Below are 21,436 nucleotides of genomic sequence, written 5' to 3' on the forward strand. Positions count from 1 at the left end.
CCCTCTTGGCTCGTTGAAAGCAGAATGGGGTGGGATAAATATTTGTACCGTGCGTTCTATGGTACGATACCTAGTTGCTGTTGCTGTGGTTCTAACCTAATTAATATATCATTAAGTTTAGAAATAACAGTAGCAATTTCAGGACGCTTAGTCGGATCCTCTTTGGTCATTTCCTTTAAAATTTCTTTTATCTCATTACGTAGGTCAGTTTCTTCTGATGAAGGAATGATTTGAGAGTCTTGGATGTACTCAAATAAATCAAATCCCATCTTGTCCGGATCGTAACATCCATTCTTGTGTATTTCTTCAAGAGCGAAGTCAACAACCTCCTGACCACTCTGTGCATTTAGCTCATCCGTAAAGTAAGAGCTAGGATCTAAATTTGGATTTAAACACGCTATTAACAACACCCCAAGTTGAAAGATGTCTCTTGCTGGAGTTACTGGTATAGTATTTGTAGAGCTTATTTGAAATAGTTCGGGCGGTAAAAAGGCTGGGCTGCCATAAATAGTATCCTTTTCACCAACTTTTAAAGCACTATCTACATCTAAAAAATTAATCGTAGACTCCTTCCCGGATAAATAGGCACGTATGTTCTCTAGTTTAATATCCCTGTGAACAAAATTTTTATCGGAAATTTGTGTTTTATATGCTTCTAATATAGGAAGCAAGACACTTTTGACCATTGCTGCAGTATCAGGATCAGCATTACTAATAAAATCGACAATTTCTACATCTAGATCTCTACCCTTTAACTTATTCATGAGCGCATAACTTTTTGAGAATAAACCGAGTTGAGCGTGAGATTTTTTAACCTCAATAGGGGGTTGCATACCTATATGACTAAAGTTTTTAGTTTGCTCATAAGCTGAAACTGCTTCTGAGTGACTATATGGAGCTGCACCAGTATCGAGTATTTTCTTTTGGGCATACTGGGTGTTTTTTACTCTAATAGCCTTGTCCTCACTTGGCGTATAAGTAACCTTACCACTGGCTATATCAACATCAATATAACCCATAGCCCCTCTAGCTTTACTGAAAGCCCCTTTTCCAAGAAAGTCTTTACTAATAACATAGTACCTTTTAATGTTAGAATTGGTGTTTTCCTGATCAAGAATCAAGTTGTGAGTTATTTCTAGTTCGAGAGAAGGCCCTATCTTATGTTCTCCTTTCTTCTCAAGAAAAGCTAAATCATTCTTAATCAGATAATCACCTAATGCTTGTGCTTCTTGTGAGGAATTATTAATCAAAGTGGGATCAATTTTAAGTTTCATGGCGAGATACAAATTAATACAACATGTTTAAATTATAGGCCATATTTTAATTATCGGTGCTGAACCCCTTATATTGTTCCAGCAGTTATCGAAAAGCGTCTAAGACATAAAATGCCATCTGTAATGACTACGTATAATAAAAATGGATGCTGCTCCAAAGTAAGTGGGCTTTATATGCTTGGGCGATCACATCGGAAAGAATATATATATCTGACCAGGATCTTGAAAAATGTAATCAGCAAAACTATAAAAACTTTCTACTAATGTTATTTGATTCATGTTTACTTGAAGGTTATTTCCCCTTTTCAAAAATGATACAGTAATTAGATCAGGTATCCCGGATAGAACAAGAAGCTTTACATTTTCAATTCGACAAGATAAAAGGTCACTTAGAACCCATATAAAAGGCTAGTCAATGTATATTTCACAGACCATAAAATGGATCCAATCCATGGTGATCGGACTCAACTTCTGTCCTTTTGCAAAACATGAAATGGATAAAAATAGGGTAAGGATAGAAGTAAGTTCAGCTAAAAATTTTGAAGAAGGCCTTCAGGATTTATTCATGGAAATTGAACTTTTAAACGCAAATCCTGGTACGGGAACGACTTTACTCCTTTTTCCACATTTTTTAAGTGAATTTCTTGAGTATTTAGACTTTGTTGATCTTGCCAATGAAGCCATAATGCAATCTGGATACCAGGGAGTATACCAGTTAGCAACTTTTCACCCCGCATACCAGTTCTATGGAACTACCGAAGATGACGTAAGTAATTATACCAACCGCTCCCCCTACCCTATGCTGCATTTATTAAGAGAAACGATGCTTGATCAAGCAATTGCCTTTTATGGCTCCACTGAAGCAATACCAGAGAACAATATAGCGAATTTGCGAAGCCTAGGTTTAGCAAAAGTAAAACAACTTCTAACAGATTGTATGCAATAGCAAGCATGACCTTCCAGTAACCCCATACTTATCGTCATTGCACAACTTCATATGAACCACAGTTTAATGAGCAGTTCAATCTAAAGACGTTCATTTTCCAAACCAAAGAAGATGACCGCAAACAGCACAAAGCACATATAATGCACACAAAGACAATTATTGAATCACCATGAAAAATAATATAAAATTTAATTTTTTTCATCAAAGCATCAATAAGGTGATTTCATGTCTGGTAAACCGCTGCATGTTTGGAGAGCAAAATGGAACTATCTAACTCACAAAAATGATAATTTTGATGTGATAAAAAAATTATTATTTGAATATTCCGGTTCTTTTTCCCACACTCCATTAGGACAATGTTATGCCTGGGGCGGTATGTTTGGTAGATTTTTTGGAGGAAGATGGGGAACCAACCATGGAAACGAGGTCCAAAAAGCTTTAGGTGCCATTCATAATCAAACCTTGGGCGATACCTGGTGCCCTGTATCTGGTCCACAAACCGAGTCTTTTACAGAACAAAAAGATGATCTGAGTATCAAAGTGACCATACAAGATTGTTATGGGATTACCTACGAGGAGCAAAGAAAGGGTGAGGTAATTAGAACCTTTTTCTCTTCTAGAATTGAGTGTGATTTTTCTCCTTCTTTAGAGGTAAAAATAAAGGAGCTCCTGCAACAAATAAAGAAAAATTTAGGGAATAAACCCATAAAACCCGACGGAGATCTGAATCGTATATTTACTGTTATAGGCGAAAAAACGGGGATTCAATATAGCGATATCGAGTTGAAAAAAGATTATGCACGAGAAGAACGACTTGAGCGGCTACCGAAGTTGCTAGAAGCCCTTGAAAAGGAACAAAGTGCACCATCTAACCGGCCTCAAATGCGATTAACCAAATTACATCACTCTATAGACTTCTAAGGATATCCAAGCAAGAAAATTTCAATTAATTTGTAGCGACAGTTTACATCATTAAATTAATCTCGTTATAGTATGAGTAAGTATTTACAAATTAAGGATAATTAGTGAAAAAGAATATAATTTATATTATTTCGGGTCTTATTTTTGCAGGAAACTTATATTCAGGGACCATGGGAACAGATACACCAATTAGAAATTTATATATAAGAGGTGATTTAGGTTATAACTTCTTTAATGACCCCTCGGCAATGACTGCGAGTTATCTTTCAAATACTCCAATCAGTGCGCTCGATACGCATATAGAAGACAGACTGGGCTATAATGTTGGGATTGGTTATCGATTCATGCCGCAATTGAGAACCGACGTTACATTTACTTATCGCCCTTCCATTTCATTCCAAGCAACGGATGATGCACCTGAAATAGGTACTGCGAAACTCAGAAATTATACCGTTATGGCTAATGGTTATTATGACTTTGATTTAAACCTACCAGTTATGCCTTATTTAATGGCTGGTATCGGCCTGAGTTCTAATACAACCAATAGTATTTATTGGCCTTTCGTACAGCAAAATGAATTCGGTCATACCGTCAATCACTTCGCTTGGCAGGTAGGCGCCGGATTGGCTTATGCTCTCTGTGATCGTTTGTTACTTGATTTTAATTATCAATTTGTGGATCTGGGTAAATTTTCCAATACTGGACATTATGATACCGGAGGTCCTTTTAATATTGGTTTAATTGGAACACCAACAAGTTTTAATACATTATACAGTAATCAGATTCAATTGGGATTGCGATATTATATTTTATAAAAGGCCTAGTTATTTTCTTAATATTCGAGATAATTTTGCTTTGAATCAAGCTTTTCAGAAGTAAAAAAACAACAGTAACAATCTTAGCAAGATTGATGATACCAATTTATTGAAAAAATCTTCTATACTCTTTAGAGGACTTCTGAAATTAAATTGGAGAGGCAATGAATAAAACGGATCCCCCTTATAAAAAACTTTGGCGATCACGAGATAATAAAATTATTGCAGGGGTTTGTGGCGGTTTGGGAGAATATTTTAACTTCGATCCATTTTGGGTTCGTGTTTTATTTATTGTATTTTTCTTAGCCGGAGGTGCGGCTTTTCTTGCATATGTGATTATATGGCTTCTCGTCCCGTTGGAACCACTAAATAAAGAAAAGAAAATTATTAACCCGGATTTGTAAAAAAATTTTTTAAGCCTCATTTAAGGAAAAATTATCCTAGTCATACCGCAGAAAAACTGGATAAGTTTATCCTTGTGCCAGGTTTTGTTCAGGAGAATGCAGCTCATCCATTATTTCCTTTATGTTTGGATCTTGATATAAATTTTCACGTATAGCAGCAAAAGTGTTTGATGTAGGACTATTCAATATGGCTCTCAGTCCTTGAACATGGGTGTTCTCATCAGCATCAGGTTCCATTTTTGATATTTTCTTAATTTCAATTAGATTTTTTACAATATTTGATTCGTTATTATAATCAATTCGTTTAAGAATATTCTTTAATTCATTGATATAGCGAGGAGAGTTTTTCTCCTCATTGTAAAATAAGGAACTGGATAATATATTGTAAATAATATCAATATTTTCGCGTCGATCCAGAGGATCTATTTTCATTACGTCCAAATGGGTTCGTGATAAAGAAGGATTGGAGGACACTGGTCTTAAACTTTTAATGTATTTAATCCCGTCAAGAAAGGCCATATGAGTACCATCATATAGTTTCATTGATTTGTTTAATTTGTCGCAAAGCTCAAGAGAAGATAATTGAAGTTGTTCTCCTTTATTGGGATCAAAAAAGGAATAGGTATCGTCATGGTTCTTTTTGATTAACATGGAATGTCCTTCCATTTTACCAAAGGATTTAGAAAAAACCTTAAATTTTATATAGGTTCCCACCTTCAGTTCAGCTAATTTATTGGAGAGCAATGCAGCATCCACTTGTTTTTTATCTGAACTTACTTCTGAGAACGTGAATAGGGAGTAAGGGTATTTATTCAAAAAATATGCGGCAAATTTTTCAGCAGAACTACTGGTATCCAAAATATGGCTTCCAATCACCCAATCATTATTTAACTGATACAGCCCTGCCAACAAATGAATATCATTTAAATTTTGAGGAAGGAGTCCGTTTAAATCAAAAGAATCTAAGGATTCGTTCTGAGCAGAAAATCCCAAGAGATCTTCTTTAATAATATAATTACAAATTAATTCACAAAGACCTGTAAATCTAAGACGAGCCCGATTAAGTGACTCATAGTGGGCATCTCCTCTTTGTTTTTCAATAAAATCATCCTGATTATAATATTTTTTATATGGAGTAACGGAATTAGACCTATTTACTGTATCTACTTCATCATAATTGGAAACTATTTTTTCTGTTAGAATATCCATAACCTTTTTAAAAGAACTCACGGTCTCCTCATCGATGGATTCATCTCCGAACATACCTCCTTCAAGAACAGTTCGTAACTTCATAAACCGTCTACTTTCGTTTTCTGTGAGTTCTGTTGTATTTATGTAATTTGTTAAGGCAGATAACAGTCGAGGCTGAAGATCATTTAACAGTGGGATTGCTTTAACATAGATGTCTATAAAATATAATAAATTTTGCTCTTTATTTTGATTTTGGGCTAACTCTTCGCCTAATTTGAATTTAATAAATTCCAGCGAAGCGTTATAAATAGTTCCTAGCTGAGCAGGAGTCCAAACTTTATCCTCCTTGTTTTGGAATTCATGTTTCATTTCTTTTAAAACACGAATCATTCCATGGAAATCTTTTTTGGACTCTGCTTCTTTTAATACTAAGAGGTAAGTACTTTTTATCCGTTGATTTCTTTTTAAAAGAAGTTCTAGTTCCTCGATGCTGTTATCTAAAATTGCTTCTTTATCCACATCAATTGCAGTTATCGAAATATTATTCTGCAAAGAATCGCATAGGCTTCGAACCGAGTTAAAATTATTTTGGGCTAAATCAAGATGAACGAGCGTATTATTTTGTTGAAGTGCCTCACTTAGATGCTTTAATCCTTCATTACTGATTTGATTTTTAGATAAAATCAAAGTGGCCAGTGCGTTGTTAGATTGAAGAGCAGTCGCCAAATGTTGAACACCTTTGTCGTCCATCGTATTTTTCGATAAGTTCAAATGTGTGAGAGAAGAGTTATTTTTAACGAGTTCGGCTGCAACAGGATACTTTGTAGAGTCAAGGCCATTTGAGGACAAATTCAAATGGGTTAGAGCGGGGTGAACCATTAAAGCCTTAGTTAATGCTTCTAATTGTTCAGGATAAGATGCATCCAAACCACAACTTCCCAAATCCAATTTTATTAAATTTTTATTATTTTTTAATCCATTTGTTAAATAATCTGAGTAGTAATTGCCAAAAAAATTTGTTCCCAGGTTTAAATTTTTTAAAGAATCACTCTCCGTTAAAAGCTGGCTTAAACCATCATCAAATTGTAAACCACAATTATTTAAATTAAGTTCCTCAAGCGAGGGATGTTTGCTTAATATTTCCAATAAACTATTTGTCATTCCTGCAACACTACAACCCCCAAGTTTTAATATTTTAAGACTTGTATTATCCTGTAGCGCGTTTGCAATTTTAGTTATCCCTTTCACATCAAGACTGGTGTTACTTAAATCAATTTCTTTTAAAGTCGTGTTATGTTGTAACATTTCCGCAATAAAGGGGGCTTCTGTATCTCCAATGAAGTTATTTTTTAAAATCAGTGATTTTAATTGTGTATTTTTTTTTAAAGCCGTTGTTAATAATTTGATAAAATCACTGGTTACTCTATTGTCAGGTAACTTGTGGCACTCTAAATATTCTAATCTGGTATTATAATCCAAGGTCTGTATGATGTGTTTCCAGATCTCAAAATCCTTTTCCAGAGAGGATAAATCAAGTCGAGCTCTCGTTTTCTGTAACTTTTTTGCTAAGGAATTCTCATAAATATAGTGAGAATAAAAACTTTTTATGAGTGCTTCAAAAAAAAATATTCGAGCAGTTAGCATAGCCAATCTCAAAGAACAAATAATATATATTATAGAAGAATCCAGTAATTTTTTTATTAGGACACCTAGTGATTCCGCCTTTGAATAAAGTATTAATAAGTTTTTTACTTTGCAAAGATTGTGCAATTATCATTCATCATGATAACATTTGCTGCTTAATAAATCCGACAAGTCCTCAATGGTTTACTCATGACAACTACGTTACTAACCGACTCTATAAATCCATTTGATAACTTGCCGAATGAAATACTGCAATACATACTAAGCCTTAGCAATCATCACGGTATGTTGGTGTGCAAACGTTTTCTGGAAGCTGATCGAGAAGCAACTAAACATGAAGCTCAAGAATTTTTCAACCATTATCTCATAACAAAAAATCTGAATTTGGAATCAGTAAACCCGCTTAAGATAATGTACTTTATACATGTTTTTGCACTTAACTCCTTACCTGAAATAGAAGATAGACTCAATAAAATCGCAAGTATCGGTATTCTATTATTACAATTATATGAAGTTCTGAACTTCTATACCCAGCATAATCAGATTGATTTTACCCTGTCACGCGAACCCGATGTTCTCGCAAGTTCAGCACTGGCTGTCTCTCTTCTTATGACTTCCAATGATGAAAGCGATGCTCTAAGAACCTCTATCACTGAAAAAGACATTGAGAAAATCAAAGATACTGTAAGTGATATGCTGATTTTTCTTAATGGCACCAACAATGAAAAAGTCAAAACATGCTCTTTCAACGAAATTGTCATGGCGATGATGGAAGCGTTAAAAGCAGGTATGAAACACGCATCGAATAATTCATCTATTTTTAGCTTGCGCTTTTTTGGCTTTAGGCCGCCTGAAAGTAAAGCGGAAATGATTTTACGCTTGGTGGATCAATGTGTTGCAATCCTTGAACAACAGATGCTCCAATCTCAGCCCAGCTGCATCCTATTTTAGATCTTTAATAATTATTCGACTCGAGAAAGGAACTGTTTTAAGGATCGTTCGTCCAAAAATCCATACTCCAAGATTTGCCTCTGGAACTTTCTTCAACAAATGAAATTACTACGGACAAACTTTTTCTTTGTATAGCCCTTGATCAGAAGAGTACTCAGACAAGATAATTTAACTATTCTTTCTTATCGTCCGAAAATTTTTCGCTATTTTCCTGCTCCAACATATCTATCATAAGTTTTTTTAAATTGACCATTTTCTTCAAACTCAACAAGTGCATTATTAATCTGTTGTAATAGTTCCTTGTCACTCTTATTCACCGCAATACCAAAACCATACCCATAAGTAAAAGGCTTTCCAAATGTAGTAAAGATTGGAATTTGAGTAATCCAGTATTGTGCTGCCAGTGCATCTTGCAAGATAAAATCAACCTCTCCCTGACCCAAAGCCTTAATTAGCCGATTAGTCGAGCTATAGTTTATAATCTGCACATCAGATAAGCCTGACTCTTTAATTACTTGTTCATAGATAGTTCCAACTTGGACACCTATTTTTTTCTCATTAAGTACATCCTTTGAAAAGGGAATTGCTGCCCATTTTTTTAAAGCCAAATATTGAACATCGCTTGGAAGATAGGGATAGGAAAAGTTGACCCGTTCACTTCGTTCTAAGGTGATTGTAATGGACGAAACTCCGATATCAGCTTCATGCTTTTCTATACTTGAGAGTAGAGTATTTTCCATGAATTCAGAGCGATATATACATTTACGATGAATTATTTCACAAATATCCTCCATCATTTCTATGTCAAAACCAAATAATTGTTTGTTTGCTCCTTGCATAATAAAAGGAGGATTAAACATTTCTGTTGCCACTATAAGTGGGGGTAACGGATCAGCATAAGTTAAGGGTATAAGAGAAAAAAAGATAAATAAAAATTGAGTCCACTTTTCCCTTTTCCCAAAATATACTAAGCGACAGTATGTTATGGTTTTTAATAACACGACATTTCCTTATGTTGTGAACGCCTAGTTCTTAAAAAATGTATCGCATTTATTGAAATGGTACAATGCTGTCATTTCGTTTTGCGTTCAAAGGCTGTCCCGAAGAGAGTGATTTTTCAAGCAATATTTACTTTTTAATTCACTATTTTGTAATTTCAAGGCTTTTACAATATTAACAATAAAATATTACCTCTTGATTAATAAGGGATTAGAAAAATTCATTGAAAAATACCATCAACAGATAGTTATCCTACGATAACATACGTATCCATTCATAATTTTGAACATTATTTAGAAATGCATAGCAGTGATAAGAGATCTTATGAATTGCGTCGTTTCAGAGAATTAATATATGGAGAAAATATGGTGATTTTAGTTGGAAAACATTACGTAAATATGAAAACGAGAATCGCCCTCTTCTCTGCATTAATTACAAATTACCTCATTCGAGAATTTTTTAAATAATGGATTTTTATTTCAACTTGCTAGTCAAATCTGTGGTAACCCTTCCTGGAAATAGATCACCTTATCTACCCAACCTAAAATTGATTTTATGAACTGTGTAGTTCCAAACCAACCAGGAAACCCGCTAGATTAATTTGCTTCTCCTCTAAGAACTTCCAAACAACTGATTTTCCTTCTAAGTTTGGTTTTTACAAAATATGAATATTTTTTAATCCCAGCGATATACTTCTTAAATAATTGATTTATAATCCGTTACGATTGAAACTTGTAATAGAGAGTGATGTATGTCAGCAACTAAATCATTAACCAATTTTTATGGGTCATTTTTTTGGGAATGCGCAAAATTTTCTATCTGCCCCTATCGATTAACGATACAAGCCTTTCTGGACTCTGATAACCCCGATCCAAATGACCTTATTTTAGGAATTGGTGCTTGCCTCGTTTTATCAACTGTAGTTCCGATTTTGCCTGCCATTAGCTCAATAACCATCGCGATTGCTTCAATTGCATCAGTATTTGCACTGGCCTCTATGTTTGTCACTTATCCTTTTACAATATTATCTGATGCATGCAGATCCGATCATTCACATAGCCACGAATTCGCATTTTGATTAACGATGGCCGTTAATTCCCGGACAATTTGTTGCTATTTGAATTATGAAGCTTTGTTCGTAATCTTTTTATTAATATTATTGCTCGGTGGACGTTAATGGACAAACTTATGTTTTTTTCTTCTTATTGAGCCTCTTTAAGAGGCTCTTATCAAAATTGTTTCAGAATTTTCCAAACCACCAAGAACAAAAAAGATTATTTTTCGGACAAACTCTACTCTCATTATGCTTTCATTTAATTCAGAAAGGCTAAAAGACCTATATTCATAATGATTTTTAGCAACTAAAAATTGAGCCCATATTTTTTAAATAAACTCCATGAACGCACATGGGGCTCATCCGTTTTTTGCAAGTAATCAAGTGCTGATTTGACAGGAGGGTTTAAAGCAAATGCATGCAAGTAGAGAGGGTTATTTTGTTCGAACCCTACTTGACTGCTGCAACTCATACTGGACCTACACAATTAAAAAAATAAGACTTTATTTCCTTACTTACGCACCATATTGTTCTATATTTAAATAAATTGATTTATTTTTGAGGTGTTCTTATTATGTCACAGATTAAAATTGATGGTTACAATTTTAAACTGCCGGGTGATACCAAAAAACGAAATGGCCCTATCGGTCTTGCAAAAATCCAAGGAGCATTCGGAAAGCCCCCCCAAATGACTCACCTGAGGCATCAAGAAGATGATGCGTCTGGGGAGACGATGCCTGGATTTAATCTCTTATCTGAGCAAGAGCAGAGCTTTTCATTAAAAGAAACGGCCAGGATTATGCAACAAAATCATGGAAACAAACAAGAAGTGGGTTCAACCTTAACCTCACTGGTTGCATGGACTGATCCAGAGAAAAAACAACTGCATGGAGTGACCTGCAATGTTGGCGATAGTCTTACGTTTTTTGTCATTATTGGTGCTGATGGGAAGGTACGTTTTGAAAAGCAACTCAATCGATTACATGAAAATCCGGATCGAAATAAAATACAAATAGGAGTTAGCCGCTCCATAGGAGACAAAGAGGAAGAAAAAAATGGCCTAACGCATGAGCCCGATATCACACGTGAGGTAATTCAGTTAGAAGAAGGCGATAGGGTGTTTGCAATTGCAGCATCTGATGGGCTTTGCACAGATAATAAACATTTTCAAACTCCAGCGTTAACATCGACTGATATTGCAAACACTTTAAGCGAATTTATTGCAAAAAATCCTGATTGTGGTCCAGATGATATTGCAGAAGCGTTAATATCTAAAGGCTTTGCAGGTGGGAAAGGCTCAACGGATAATACTGTTGTGATTGTAGCTGAAGTTGGTGAAGAGCCTATTTCAATATTGGCTGCTGATGGACATGGTGGAGTAACTCCGCTTGGAGAAAAAGGGGCAGATGTTTCTAAGGCAATTGCAGAAAATTTTCATTCCCAATTACAAACTCAAATGAAATTAGTTAAGCCACAAGCATATATTGATGCCTTAAGAGAGGGGAATTACAAAGTCGCAGTAAATTTAGCTCGGTTGCTATATGATAAGTACGTACCATTAAATGATGGAAAAGACTTAACTGTTGAGGAGACCCTTCCTTTAATGACGAGTTTACTTGCAGAAACGGATATTGCTTTTGAGGACATAGCAAACATTTACCGTGGTGAATTATCTTTCGATTCTGATGAAGAGGCGGAGCAGCGGTTTTATATGAGTCAAATGGTGACTGCCGCTTTAACGTTATTAGCCAATGAAGCAACGTTAAGGGAGCAAGATGGAAATCAAGACCAAGAGGTTCGCCAAATAATAAGGGATGGAATTAATAAGGCTATTGAAGGGCCACATCAGGAAAAGAATGCAACCCTGGAAGTCAAAACAACTATAACTGGTGTGCAAAAGAATCAAAAAATGGAGGATTTAGTAAAAAAAGAAATGACTCCTCAGAGAGCATTTGCTTATGCTGTTGCTCATTTAATAAAAGAAAATGTTGATCAAATAAGAGTCGCAGGAGAGATACTAACTAAGTATCTCGATAATGAAGTCGATATAATAAACCTTAATGTATCAGAATTAAATAAAGAGGTAAGTAAATTAGAAAATGAGATAGGGGCGATAAGAAAAGAGCTGGAAGAGCTGGAAAAGCCACCTGACGAGTCTCCTCAAGAAGAGTTTTTGACTAAGAAAAAGGAATTAGATGAGAGGTTGAAATTAAAGATAAACCGCAGACTAGAGGTGTTTAAGTTAATAAGAGAGGCCAAGAGTCCTAAGGAAATGATAGAGGCTGAATTAGCTCTTTTATGTACTAAACCAGAAAAGTTTAAAGATAAACAGATTTTGGATAACCACCTTATGGATTTTTTTAAAAAAATGATGAGAGAGACTTCAGTAAATGAATTTTTAACAAATTTACCTCATGAAAACGATTTAAAGAATGTCCAGCAACAAATCCAAACTTATTTAGACATTTTAGATAAAAATCCCGTTGAAAAACCTGATGAAAATCCAAAATTATTGAAATCGTATAATGCTCGTAAAGATGCTGCAGAAAATATGCTTATCATTATTAAAACTTCTAGTTTAAGGTCAGGTCAAGAAACGTTAGCCCATTTAAAAGAAAATATTAAAGCAATTGAAGATAATCGTCCTGGCTTACTAGAGTTGGGTATTGTTGGTTGGGTGAAGGGTTGGATTGAAAAACTCCGCACCTTGAGAACTAAAACCAATGATCCTTTAAAGTCAGCTAAAACTGAGCTAAAAGATCTGAAACCTAGTTTTTCCGAAGCTAAACAAAAACTTGAGGGAATTAAGAAGGAACATGATAATGAACCAAAAGCGGATAATCAATCTAATATAACTGATATCTTTAAAAGCAATTAGTCGTGTAGCCCGGGTTAGCGACAGCATAACTTGGGATCTCCCGCGCATAAACCTAATTTCGCTGTCGCTAACCCGGGCTACATTTCTGGCTCTGTTAAGCCTATTCCGCAAGTAACGGTTACATCCAAAATTATGCAAGAAGTCCCAAAAGCAATTATGCAGAAATAATTATTTTAAACCCTCAATAAATAGACTTGGATGAATTATGAAGAAAATGGAAAAATATTTCTAATCTTAGCTATATTTGCTGCTTATTTAGCCCTAATATTGTCTGACTTTATTCCTACAACAAAAATACTTGAAAGTAGCAGTATGTTGTTGGGTATTACTGGTTTAGTTCAGGTAAAATTGACAGGATTTTTTAATATTTTTTTTAAAACTTTATCTGAAGCAGCAGAAGCCGGAATCTGTCCTAGTAATATTTACAGACAGATTATTTCCAACCCTGAAACAACCTGCCGCACCTTCATAAAAGAACTGATTTATTTTAATAGGAAGTTCGGGCTTGGCGATCGCCCTACTAATTTCTTTATGCAGAACGTATCTGGTACTATCTGGCCTGAAATTATCTCAAATTCCAGAGTTTTTTTGGAGCAGATCAATTTTAATGACGTATTACTACATGGCATGTTGGCTTTTCTTCTCTTTGCTGCAGCGCTTCATATTAATATTAACCAACTTGCCGAGCAGAAAATCATTATTGCTGTATTGGCTCTCATCAGTACACTAGTCTCTACCGTCATTGTAGTCTGCTAATATATTGGCTACTTATTGTAATCAATATTCAAATTTCTTTCTTTTATCTATTGCCTACTCTTTGGCGCACTTATTTCTCCCACAGATCCGATTGCTGTCATGAGCATTTTAAAACTCTAGAGACTCCTAAGAATTTAGAAATGAAAATCGCTGGAGAATCGCTCTTTAATGGTGGAATCGGTGTTACTATTTTGGGTATTGTTGAAGTTATCTCGAGCCCCCATGGATTAAGCATTCCACATTTAATGGCCATTGGATTAGCTGTAGCAGGTTTCTAAAAAAGTAAAATGTATCCGTGTTGTTTTAGGCAGTTATAAGCAATAAGTTGCAGAATCGTTACATCGCAAGTTACTTTATATTCATATGTTCTTCATCAATCTAGTTACGCACAGCTTAAACCCTAGCGGTTTACCAAAAAGGCTATAGCTTACCTCCATCTTTATCTTATTAATTTTGCTTTAATTTTATTAAAAATGAAAAAAGTAACTGTAACCAATCCACCAGCGATGATACCCAAACAAAAATCAATACCCAGAGAGACAATAGAAGTAGTAGATTCTTTGTAATGATGTATTACTGGGATGACGTGCGCGATAATTCCTCCCCCCACCAAGAACATAGCTATTGTTCCTGTAACACTTAAAAGCATCATCAATTTCGGAGCCATATTTATTAAAAAAATTCCTATTTGTCTCATCGGCTGTTTTCTATCACGCAAAATGAAACCCCAATCATCCAACTTTACGATACAGGCTACCAAACCATACACACCAATAGTCATAATGAGTGAAATAAGAATTAATACAACCACCTGATTAATAAGAGAAGTAGTAACGACAGTGGCTAGTGTGATTACTATTATTTCAGTTGATAATACAAAATCAGTGCGTATAGCTCCTTTAATTTTATCTTTTTCGAATAGATCCATGTCGATGCTTTCTTGCTTTATCTTTTTGGAATGATTATGAGGGAAAATTTTTTGGATGATTTTTTCAAATCCTTCAAAACACAAATATAATCCACCCAATAATAATAAGAAGTTCACGAGAGGAGGTGACAAATAACTGATTAAAAGCGCAGCGGGAATTAGTATTGATTTATTAAGTAAAGAGCCCTTAGTCACCTCCCAAACAACAGGCAATTCTCTATGAGCATGAATGCCTATTACTTGCTGGGCATTTAATGCCAAATCATCACCCAGCACACCGGCCGTTTTTTTAGTAGCTACTTTGGTCATAACTGCAATATCATCTAATGCAGTAGCAATATCATCAATTAATGCTAATAAACTTGTTCCTGGCATGTGATCGACCTTGAATTCTAACAATTTTATATTTTTAAAGTATGGATGTTGAAATAAGGAATTACGACAAAAATTTTATTTTTCCCTCAGGAAAAACTTCTATCATAATTCAAATCATATTAAACAATATCACTAAGAACTTTTGAAAAAATTTTTCTTCTTGTTGATGGCGTTATCTTTTTTTCATGTCTTTTGCGGTATTACCTACCACTTCTAAAGATCCAGAAATAGCTTTATCGTGCTTATCAAAAAGAAATTACCGAGAGGAAGTGACTAAACACAAGAAGATAAATACGGAAGTTAAACGGCGCAAGCTGCACACAAAAAATCTTAACCCGTAGAAAAAATTAGTAGAAGACAACAAAGCGAATTTGTAGGTACTAAAATGGTTCATTCAATTAGCCTAGAATTTTTCCAAATTTTTTTCTTCAATGATTCAATATCGTGCCATTGTATTTAAAGTTATACTTAAATTTCGTTTAATAGGGAAATGCATTGATGATGGAAGCAGAAGTTCGTCATATATATAAACCTTTGCAATTTTTTATCTTTGTTTTTATTTTAACTTGGGTATTCTGGTTCTCTTCTAATTATATACAAGTTCAAAATAGAAAAGAGTTGTTTTTTTTACTAGGGTTACTTTCTCCCTGCATCACGGCGCTACTATTCATCTTTTCATCTAAAAGCAACGCGCTTAGAAGACAATTTCTCAACAAATTATTTAATTTACGGTTGATTAAGGTAGAAACACTAATTTATCTAATCTTGATTCCACCTCTTTCATTGATTATTTCTATCTTGATATCACTTTTATTTTCCTTTTCAATAGACCAATTTAAACTTGCACAATCCTTTTCATTTCATATAGCAGGGATTCCTACTCTTCTCATTCTATTTTTGGCAGCCTGTTTTGAAGAATTAGGCTGGAGAGGGTATGGGATGGATAGTTTGTCAGCCCAATTCAATTATTTTAATAGTACTGCTATTTTTTCGGTACTGTGGGCAGTATGGCATCTGCCATTATTTTTTATTAATCATAGTTATCACTATAATATTTTGCACTTAAATCCATTGTTCGCTATTAACTTTATAATGGGTGTTATTCCATTTGCATTTATCATTAACTGGTTATGGAAAAAGAATAACTATAGCATTCCAGTAGCAATACTCTTTCATTTTAACGCTAACCTTTCACAAGAAGCATTTATGGTTGAGCCTGTGACCAAATGTATTCAGACTTTAGTGTTGATTGTATTTGCTAGTACCATTATTTACAAAGATAGAGAGATCTTTTTTGATATAAAATAACCATTAAAAAATTAATAGAATTCAATTGATACTGTTGATTAAATGTTAAAATATATCAAAGAAACGTTTAATGAAATGTTTTAAAATTAAGAATAGCTCGTTCAACAAAGAACTTACCTTAACTTATTGATTTTACTATTTCGCTTAGAAGAATCGAACTTCCGACCTTTTATTACGAATTAGAAAATGGTGGTTTTTAGCCACTTCGACACGCTATTAATTTCATTTTATTATTAAGAGCTTTTATACGACTTGGAAGTATCTGGATAAAGGTTTAACCCTGAATTATCGTTTAACAATTTAATTTCAATGCGTTCTTTCCCACCCCCAATATTTATTCTTTTAAGAGCAATAAGACCAACCTCTGAAGTACATTTAACATGGGTACCCCCACAAGCGACTTTTGAAAATCCTTCGATTTCCCAGAAACGTCTTTGATTTTTGAGGTCACTAAACCCTGTTTTAATCTTTAGATCTTGTTGTATGATCTTATTGTAATCACTCAGCATATTTTCAAATAAGAAAGAAATATTTTTATCACAGAAAAAATCTATTCTTGCTTTAGATTCCGCTATATGTGCCCCAATTTTTTCAAGCTTAAATTCCTGTGTCACAAGCTCAAGAATCAATTCAGCAGCAAAATGCAGGCGCATAAGCCTATATCGTCGAGGCCAATCAATTTTCATTGTCACTACATCACCAGGCTTAAGGTTATGCCCATCTTGGAGTACATAATAAATAAGATTGCCCTCTATTTTAGAGTCAATAACAAGGAGTCCATTAACATAAGCATGGTCACTTTCCTGTCCTCCCGAAAAAGAAAATGCAATTGTTTCTTCGAATAAAATATAATTATTATCAATTGAAACCACGCGAGTTTCTAAATCAGATTGATAAGGATTATCCCAAAATATTTTTCGCATGATGTCCTTATTTAATAGCAATGATTTTGCCATGAGTTAGCGATTCAAGGTCGCTGGAATTCAAGCTAAAAACAGCATTAGGCGTACCAGCAGCAGCCCACAGAACATTATGCTGCAGTAATTCCTCATCAATGAGAATATGGGTAATCGTTTGTTTATGCCCTACAGGAGGAACACCACCAATAGCAAAGCCTGTTATATCACGCGTAAATTGAGCATCTGCTTTAACTATTTTTTCTCCCACCCATTGCTCAATGATTTTCTCATTCACCCGATTGATACCACTTGCTAATACTAAAACAGGCTGATGTGTTTTTGCAGAATAAAATAGCAAGGATTTCATAATTTGTGCTACGTCACACCCTATAGTGTTTGCAGCGTCATTCGCAGTACGGGTACTAGCAGAAAGCTCAAGCACTTCAAAAGCGAAGCCTTTCTTAGCCAGAGCTTGCTGTACGCTTTGCGCGCTTTTGCTTAATATTTTATTTTCATCGGACATAATCTCTTCCTTATCGCCATAAAGAACATTTTTTGGTGAGCTCAGTAACTTTTGCCCAATTACCAAATAAAACGATGCCATAATAGATTAGATCGTCTTCTTTTGTTTGAGCAGTCCGTTCTATTTGCTCCTGATAAGTACCTACCGTCATTGTATCTGTGAAATCATTTAATAAAATATGTTCCGCTAGAGCTGCCTGACGTAATTTTTTTATTTTATTGGAATTTTCGGACAAGATAATAAAGGGTATTTCCGAAATAAAAGGGTGAGAACCACCTTCAGCATCTTTATAATTAGTTAGTCTCAAATCCTTTTGACCAATGGCTGAACCTAGCCCAATACACATATGAGCCAAAGCATTCATAACTTTACCAGCATCAATACTTTTATTAAGTACTGCAACTAACTTGTTTTGGAACTCGGTAGACATCTTTCACTCCTAAGTTTAAAATTTACAATATGTGCGTTATAACGCATAATATCCCTATATTATCATTGTGCGCCATAACGCACAATCGCTTAGGTGGATTATTGTGAAAAATATATACAAACATATCGCAACGACCTTAAAAGATTTACGTCAAAAGAAAGGTTGGAGCTTGGACAAAGCAGCCCATGCCACGGGGGTAAGCAAAGCTATGCTTGGGCAAATAGAGCGTGAAGAATCAAGCCCAACCATTGCTACTTTATGGAAAATAGCAACGGGTTTCGAAACTTCCTTCTCTTCGTTTATTGAGGAAATAGACTCAATTTCTAGTCAAGCAATGTATCGTACAGGGCAAGTACAAACGATTCATCATGACGATAAAAAAATCCGAGTTCTACCTCTTTTTCCTTTTGAACCTCAATTAAATTTTGAACTATTTGTTATTGAATTGTTACCAGGCTGTGAACATTTATCACCGTCTCATAGAGATGGTGTGGTTGAGCATGTAGTAGTGGTTCAAGGTAATATGGAAGTTTTAGTAGATGGGGCGTGGCAAAAACTCTCAAATGGTGAAGGTATTCGTTTTAATGCTAACCAGCTTCATGGCTACCGAAATCTTACGCCTGAAACAGCCACTTTCCATGATATTATCCACTATCCGAAAGCAAGTTAACCTTCAAATCGACTGACAGAGAAACTCAGAGAATTATGCGCCACCGGATGACCCTTCCCGTGTGACCCCGGCACCCCCTTCCACCCTCCGACAATTTTTGAAATTGAATTTCATTTTATACTTATCTAGACAAGCTCTTTAATAAAGCTTTTACCAAATCAGGAAAAAATTACTACCTTTAGAGAATGATAGCTTGCAATTTGTCGAGGTAAAAAGAAGGCCATTGATTGAACAGTCAGAGCCCTATCCGATATGGTTGAACTTCATCGCCCCTGTGGCAGTATACTACCAGGTAAAAAGAAAACTTGTGAGCCTGGTTTATTATTGGAACCGCTTAAAAAGATTTGGCTTGCTACGGATCAGCTGTGCGGCAAGCCCACAAAAGAGGCTTTATCTATATGGTTACCGCATTATCATAAGCATCATGAGTCTTCATTAGATGAGTTATCTGCTCAACTTCTGACAATGAGTGCAACAATTGAGTTTCGCTAAAGCCCATCAAATCTCGCTATGGAAAAGGTTTAAGTGGAACTAAACCCGAAAACCTTCTAAGAAAACAGATTCCGATAGCACAAACCAATGGGACACGAGCCAAGTTGGTTTTATGGATACTGTGACACAGTGGGACTTCAATCCCACCTAGCTATTAAAGAGTAATTTTACTGCACATAAGATGTGAAAGGAGCAGATATCCACGAAGCACATTGAGGAGCTGGGATAGTATAGGCAGAAACCACATGATCGACTATACTGTTCAGTACCGCTACTCGTTTAAAGTTCAAAGCAGCAGTACTTGTAACGGTACAGACAGCCTCTTTTTGAGATATGTATACCGTACATCCACCTTCAACAGCGGCATCGCGCGTATAATCCACATCTCTTGTCGTCATTCTATATACATGTGTTAGGTTTATAATTGACGAAGATATCTCTTTAACGCTAAATGGGGTAGCTACATGATGTTCACCGTAATTTCCAATACCATATGCAGCAACATTTGCCAAATCACTAACTCCAGTTACCTGAATTGGTGGCGAAATAGTAGTGTAGTCAGGAGGAAGTGGTAGATTGAAAATACTGAATTGGAAATCTGGGGCCAGCACTGGGGTAAATGCTGCTGTGAATACAGGGACCTGCTCAGCAGGTGGGGAATTACGCATGTCTGATTTAATAGTCTCAAAACTAAACCAGAGTTCATTATAGGCGTTTGTACATAATTGCACATCCGTATAAGATAAGTGATTTTGCGCTAAGTTATCTGCAAAACCAACGCAACTGGTAACTAACAATCCTAAAGCGGGTATTAATCTTTTCATTTACATTGACATCCTTTTATTATTGTCATCAATCCCAAAATATATTAATACTTTTATTATTTCAAGAAAAAATAGCTTATATCCGTTATTAACTCAGCTCTTCATCTGAGTAAAATTAGTACACCGTTGTCGCGGGGTATAGGAATTTTAAACCACCCATTTCCCGTTTTTCAAAAGTATCATATTCAAATTCTTAGCAAAAAAACACTCTATTTATTAGCAAATAGGTTGTTTCCATGCTCAAGTTCCTACACTGCCCCGAAATACTCCACTTTTATGTTTGATTTGTACACATTTATAAATCCAGTTCCGTAGTACCGTAGCCCGTATTAGCGAAAGCGTAATACGGATTTTTGGAGCCTCAACATAACCCAACGCTAATTTGGACTACGCTTGCTAGAAATGACGGCAAAGCCTCTCCAAAAAGAAGAATTAAATAGTTGGGATTCCTAAATTTCTGTTTTTATAAGAAAATCTGGTCAAATGACTTTATTGCTCCACACTATTTTTTGGTTGGATGTAAAAATCTATTGGGGGGTATCGGCTTTTATTGAAGATTATTTTCCCGTATTAAGACTTCGTCTAATACGAGCTACGCTTGCTAGGCCAGAACGTGGTAAAGCCTATGTCAATTTGGCCATAAAAATACTACGTGCCCTATTCAATTTTGCTGCGCGACAATACGAAGATAATAGTGGACTCTCTTTTCATAGAAAGTCTGGATATCCCTGCTTATGCTTTAAAGCGTTTAATGAACCATAAGATAAGTAATGATGTGACTGCTGGGTATATTATTGTTGATATTAAACGATTAAGAAAACCCATGCAGCTTATTACTGATTATGTTTTGAAGTCTTGGGGAGTAATTAAGTCTGCTGAAGTAATTGCGATACCAACTATAAATAAAGAACAAATATAATTTTACAATGTCTGGCAAATTATAAGCTCAGTAAGTTCAATTTTGGAACTCCCTGCGAGGCACTTAGATTGGACACTCACTACGTACCCAATTCAACAAACTCCATTTACAAGATTTAAAAAATAACGAGTCGCTTTAAGTTCGCCAGTTCTTTATTCGAGGTCATACCCCTTTTGATTTAAATGCCAGAATTGAATCCTTTTGCAACAGAGCCTACAGATATAGTACAGTAGTT

General features: G+C 35.2%; 21 protein-coding genes and 1 pseudogene. 14 read left to right on the forward strand and 8 right to left on the reverse strand.

Annotated elements, in window-relative coordinates:
* Nucleotides 1-56: 56 nt before the first annotated feature.
* On the reverse strand, nt 57-1,274 hold the full coding sequence (locus ACWTE2_RS26280) for a protein kinase domain-containing protein (RefSeq protein WP_454785079.1): 1,218 nt from the start codon (nt 1,272-1,274) through the stop codon (nt 57-59).
* A 415-nt stretch (nt 1,275-1,689) separates the two neighbouring features.
* Between ACWTE2_RS26280 and ACWTE2_RS26285 the strand changes: the two genes are divergently transcribed.
* From ACWTE2_RS26285 to ACWTE2_RS26300, 4 genes are all read left to right on the forward strand, one after another.
* The gene (locus ACWTE2_RS26285; protein WP_454785080.1) at nt 1,690-2,220 is read left to right on the forward strand and encodes a DUF1415 domain-containing protein; all 531 of its coding nucleotides are present in this window, start codon (nt 1,690-1,692) and stop codon (nt 2,218-2,220) included.
* A gap of 225 nt (nt 2,221-2,445) precedes the next feature.
* Complete coding sequence (locus ACWTE2_RS26290) at nt 2,446-3,141, forward strand: hypothetical protein (protein ID WP_454785081.1); 696 nt, start codon at nt 2,446-2,448, stop codon at nt 3,139-3,141.
* A 104-nt stretch (nt 3,142-3,245) separates the two neighbouring features.
* Nucleotides 3,246-3,956, forward strand: a complete 711-nt coding sequence (locus tag ACWTE2_RS26295) for an outer membrane protein (protein ID WP_454785082.1) — start codon at nt 3,246-3,248, stop codon at nt 3,954-3,956.
* A gap of 164 nt (nt 3,957-4,120) precedes the next feature.
* The gene (locus ACWTE2_RS26300; RefSeq protein WP_182393074.1) at nt 4,121-4,360 is read left to right on the forward strand and encodes a PspC domain-containing protein; all 240 of its coding nucleotides are present in this window, start codon (nt 4,121-4,123) and stop codon (nt 4,358-4,360) included.
* A gap of 66 nt (nt 4,361-4,426) precedes the next feature.
* Here the strand turns inward: ACWTE2_RS26300 and ACWTE2_RS26305 are convergent, their stop codons facing one another.
* Nucleotides 4,427-7,195: a leucine-rich repeat domain-containing protein gene (locus ACWTE2_RS26305; RefSeq protein WP_454785083.1), complete on the reverse strand. Its 2,769-nt coding sequence runs from the start codon at nt 7,193-7,195 to the stop codon at nt 4,427-4,429.
* Between the two features lie 189 nt (nt 7,196-7,384).
* Here ACWTE2_RS26305 and ACWTE2_RS26310 point away from each other — a divergent pair, with 189 nt between their 5' ends.
* Complete coding sequence (locus ACWTE2_RS26310) at nt 7,385-8,146, forward strand: F-box protein (RefSeq protein ID WP_454785084.1); 762 nt, start codon at nt 7,385-7,387, stop codon at nt 8,144-8,146.
* Nucleotides 8,147-8,349: 203 nt separating this feature from the next.
* On the opposite strand, the gene ACWTE2_RS26315 is transcribed toward ACWTE2_RS26310, so the two are convergent.
* The gene (locus ACWTE2_RS26315) at nt 8,350-9,147 is read right to left on the reverse strand and encodes a transporter substrate-binding domain-containing protein (RefSeq protein WP_454785085.1); all 798 of its coding nucleotides are present in this window, start codon (nt 9,145-9,147) and stop codon (nt 8,350-8,352) included.
* Nucleotides 9,148-9,896: 749 nt separating this feature from the next.
* Between ACWTE2_RS26315 and ACWTE2_RS26320 the strand changes: the two genes are divergently transcribed.
* The 4 genes from ACWTE2_RS26320 to ACWTE2_RS26335 all read left to right on the forward strand — a co-directional run bounded on the left by ACWTE2_RS26320 (nt 9,897) and on the right by ACWTE2_RS26335 (nt 14,111).
* Complete coding sequence (locus ACWTE2_RS26320; RefSeq protein ID WP_454785086.1) at nt 9,897-10,223, forward strand: hypothetical protein; 327 nt, start codon at nt 9,897-9,899, stop codon at nt 10,221-10,223.
* Between the two features lie 550 nt (nt 10,224-10,773).
* Complete coding sequence (locus ACWTE2_RS26325; RefSeq protein ID WP_454785087.1) at nt 10,774-13,077, forward strand: hypothetical protein; 2,304 nt, start codon at nt 10,774-10,776, stop codon at nt 13,075-13,077.
* A gap of 198 nt (nt 13,078-13,275) precedes the next feature.
* Nucleotides 13,276-13,833 (forward strand): hypothetical protein, encoded by a 558-nt coding sequence (locus tag ACWTE2_RS26330; protein WP_454785088.1) that lies wholly within the window; start codon nt 13,276-13,278, stop codon nt 13,831-13,833.
* Between the two features lie 140 nt (nt 13,834-13,973).
* Nucleotides 13,974-14,111 (forward strand): hypothetical protein, encoded by a 138-nt coding sequence (locus ACWTE2_RS26335; RefSeq protein WP_454785089.1) that lies wholly within the window; start codon nt 13,974-13,976, stop codon nt 14,109-14,111.
* Nucleotides 14,112-14,272: 161 nt separating this feature from the next.
* On the opposite strand, the gene ACWTE2_RS26340 is transcribed toward ACWTE2_RS26335, so the two are convergent.
* Nucleotides 14,273-15,136, reverse strand: a complete 864-nt coding sequence (locus ACWTE2_RS26340; protein WP_454785090.1) for a DUF808 domain-containing protein — start codon at nt 15,134-15,136, stop codon at nt 14,273-14,275.
* A 498-nt stretch (nt 15,137-15,634) separates the two neighbouring features.
* Here ACWTE2_RS26340 and ACWTE2_RS26345 point away from each other — a divergent pair, with 498 nt between their 5' ends.
* Nucleotides 15,635-16,444, forward strand: coding sequence for a CPBP family glutamic-type intramembrane protease (locus ACWTE2_RS26345; protein WP_483099546.1), 810 nt, complete (start codon nt 15,635-15,637; stop codon nt 16,442-16,444).
* Between the two features lie 233 nt (nt 16,445-16,677).
* Here ACWTE2_RS26345 and ACWTE2_RS26350 read toward each other — a convergent pair whose 3' ends face one another.
* From ACWTE2_RS26350 to ACWTE2_RS26360, 3 genes are read right to left on the reverse strand one after another with little or no spacing between them, the layout of a single operon-like run.
* Complete coding sequence (locus ACWTE2_RS26350; protein WP_454785092.1) at nt 16,678-17,367, reverse strand: alanyl-tRNA editing protein; 690 nt, start codon at nt 17,365-17,367, stop codon at nt 16,678-16,680.
* A 7-nt stretch (nt 17,368-17,374) separates the two neighbouring features.
* Nucleotides 17,375-17,866, reverse strand: coding sequence for a YbaK/EbsC family protein (locus ACWTE2_RS26355; RefSeq protein ID WP_454785093.1), 492 nt, complete (start codon nt 17,864-17,866; stop codon nt 17,375-17,377).
* 10 nt (nt 17,867-17,876) lie between these two features.
* A complete protein-coding gene (locus tag ACWTE2_RS26360; protein WP_454785094.1) occupies nt 17,877-18,296 on the reverse strand; it encodes a DUF2000 domain-containing protein in 420 nt (139 codons plus the stop codon).
* A gap of 103 nt (nt 18,297-18,399) precedes the next feature.
* On the opposite strand from ACWTE2_RS26360, the gene ACWTE2_RS26365 reads away from it, so the two are divergent.
* Complete coding sequence (locus tag ACWTE2_RS26365) at nt 18,400-18,966, forward strand: helix-turn-helix domain-containing protein (RefSeq protein WP_454785095.1); 567 nt, start codon at nt 18,400-18,402, stop codon at nt 18,964-18,966.
* A 252-nt stretch (nt 18,967-19,218) separates the two neighbouring features.
* Nucleotides 19,219-19,458 (forward strand): hypothetical protein, encoded by a 240-nt coding sequence (locus ACWTE2_RS26370; protein WP_454785096.1) that lies wholly within the window; start codon nt 19,219-19,221, stop codon nt 19,456-19,458.
* 167 nt (nt 19,459-19,625) lie between these two features.
* On the opposite strand, the gene ACWTE2_RS26375 is transcribed toward ACWTE2_RS26370, so the two are convergent.
* Nucleotides 19,626-20,282 (reverse strand): hypothetical protein, encoded by a 657-nt coding sequence (locus ACWTE2_RS26375; RefSeq protein WP_454785097.1) that lies wholly within the window; start codon nt 20,280-20,282, stop codon nt 19,626-19,628.
* A 483-nt stretch (nt 20,283-20,765) separates the two neighbouring features.
* On the opposite strand from ACWTE2_RS26375, the gene ACWTE2_RS26380 reads away from it, so the two are divergent.
* Together ACWTE2_RS26380 and ACWTE2_RS26385 are read left to right on the forward strand one after the other, a co-directional pair.
* Complete coding sequence (locus ACWTE2_RS26380) at nt 20,766-21,044, forward strand: hypothetical protein (protein ID WP_454785399.1); 279 nt, start codon at nt 20,766-20,768, stop codon at nt 21,042-21,044.
* Nucleotides 20,995-21,201: pseudogene (locus ACWTE2_RS26385) on the forward strand (integrase); the annotation flags it as partial. The gene ACWTE2_RS26380 and the pseudogene ACWTE2_RS26385, both read left to right, overlap by 50 nt.
* Nucleotides 21,202-21,436 lie beyond the last annotated feature (235 nt).

This window comes from Legionella nigrisilvae, from assembly GCF_977063395.2.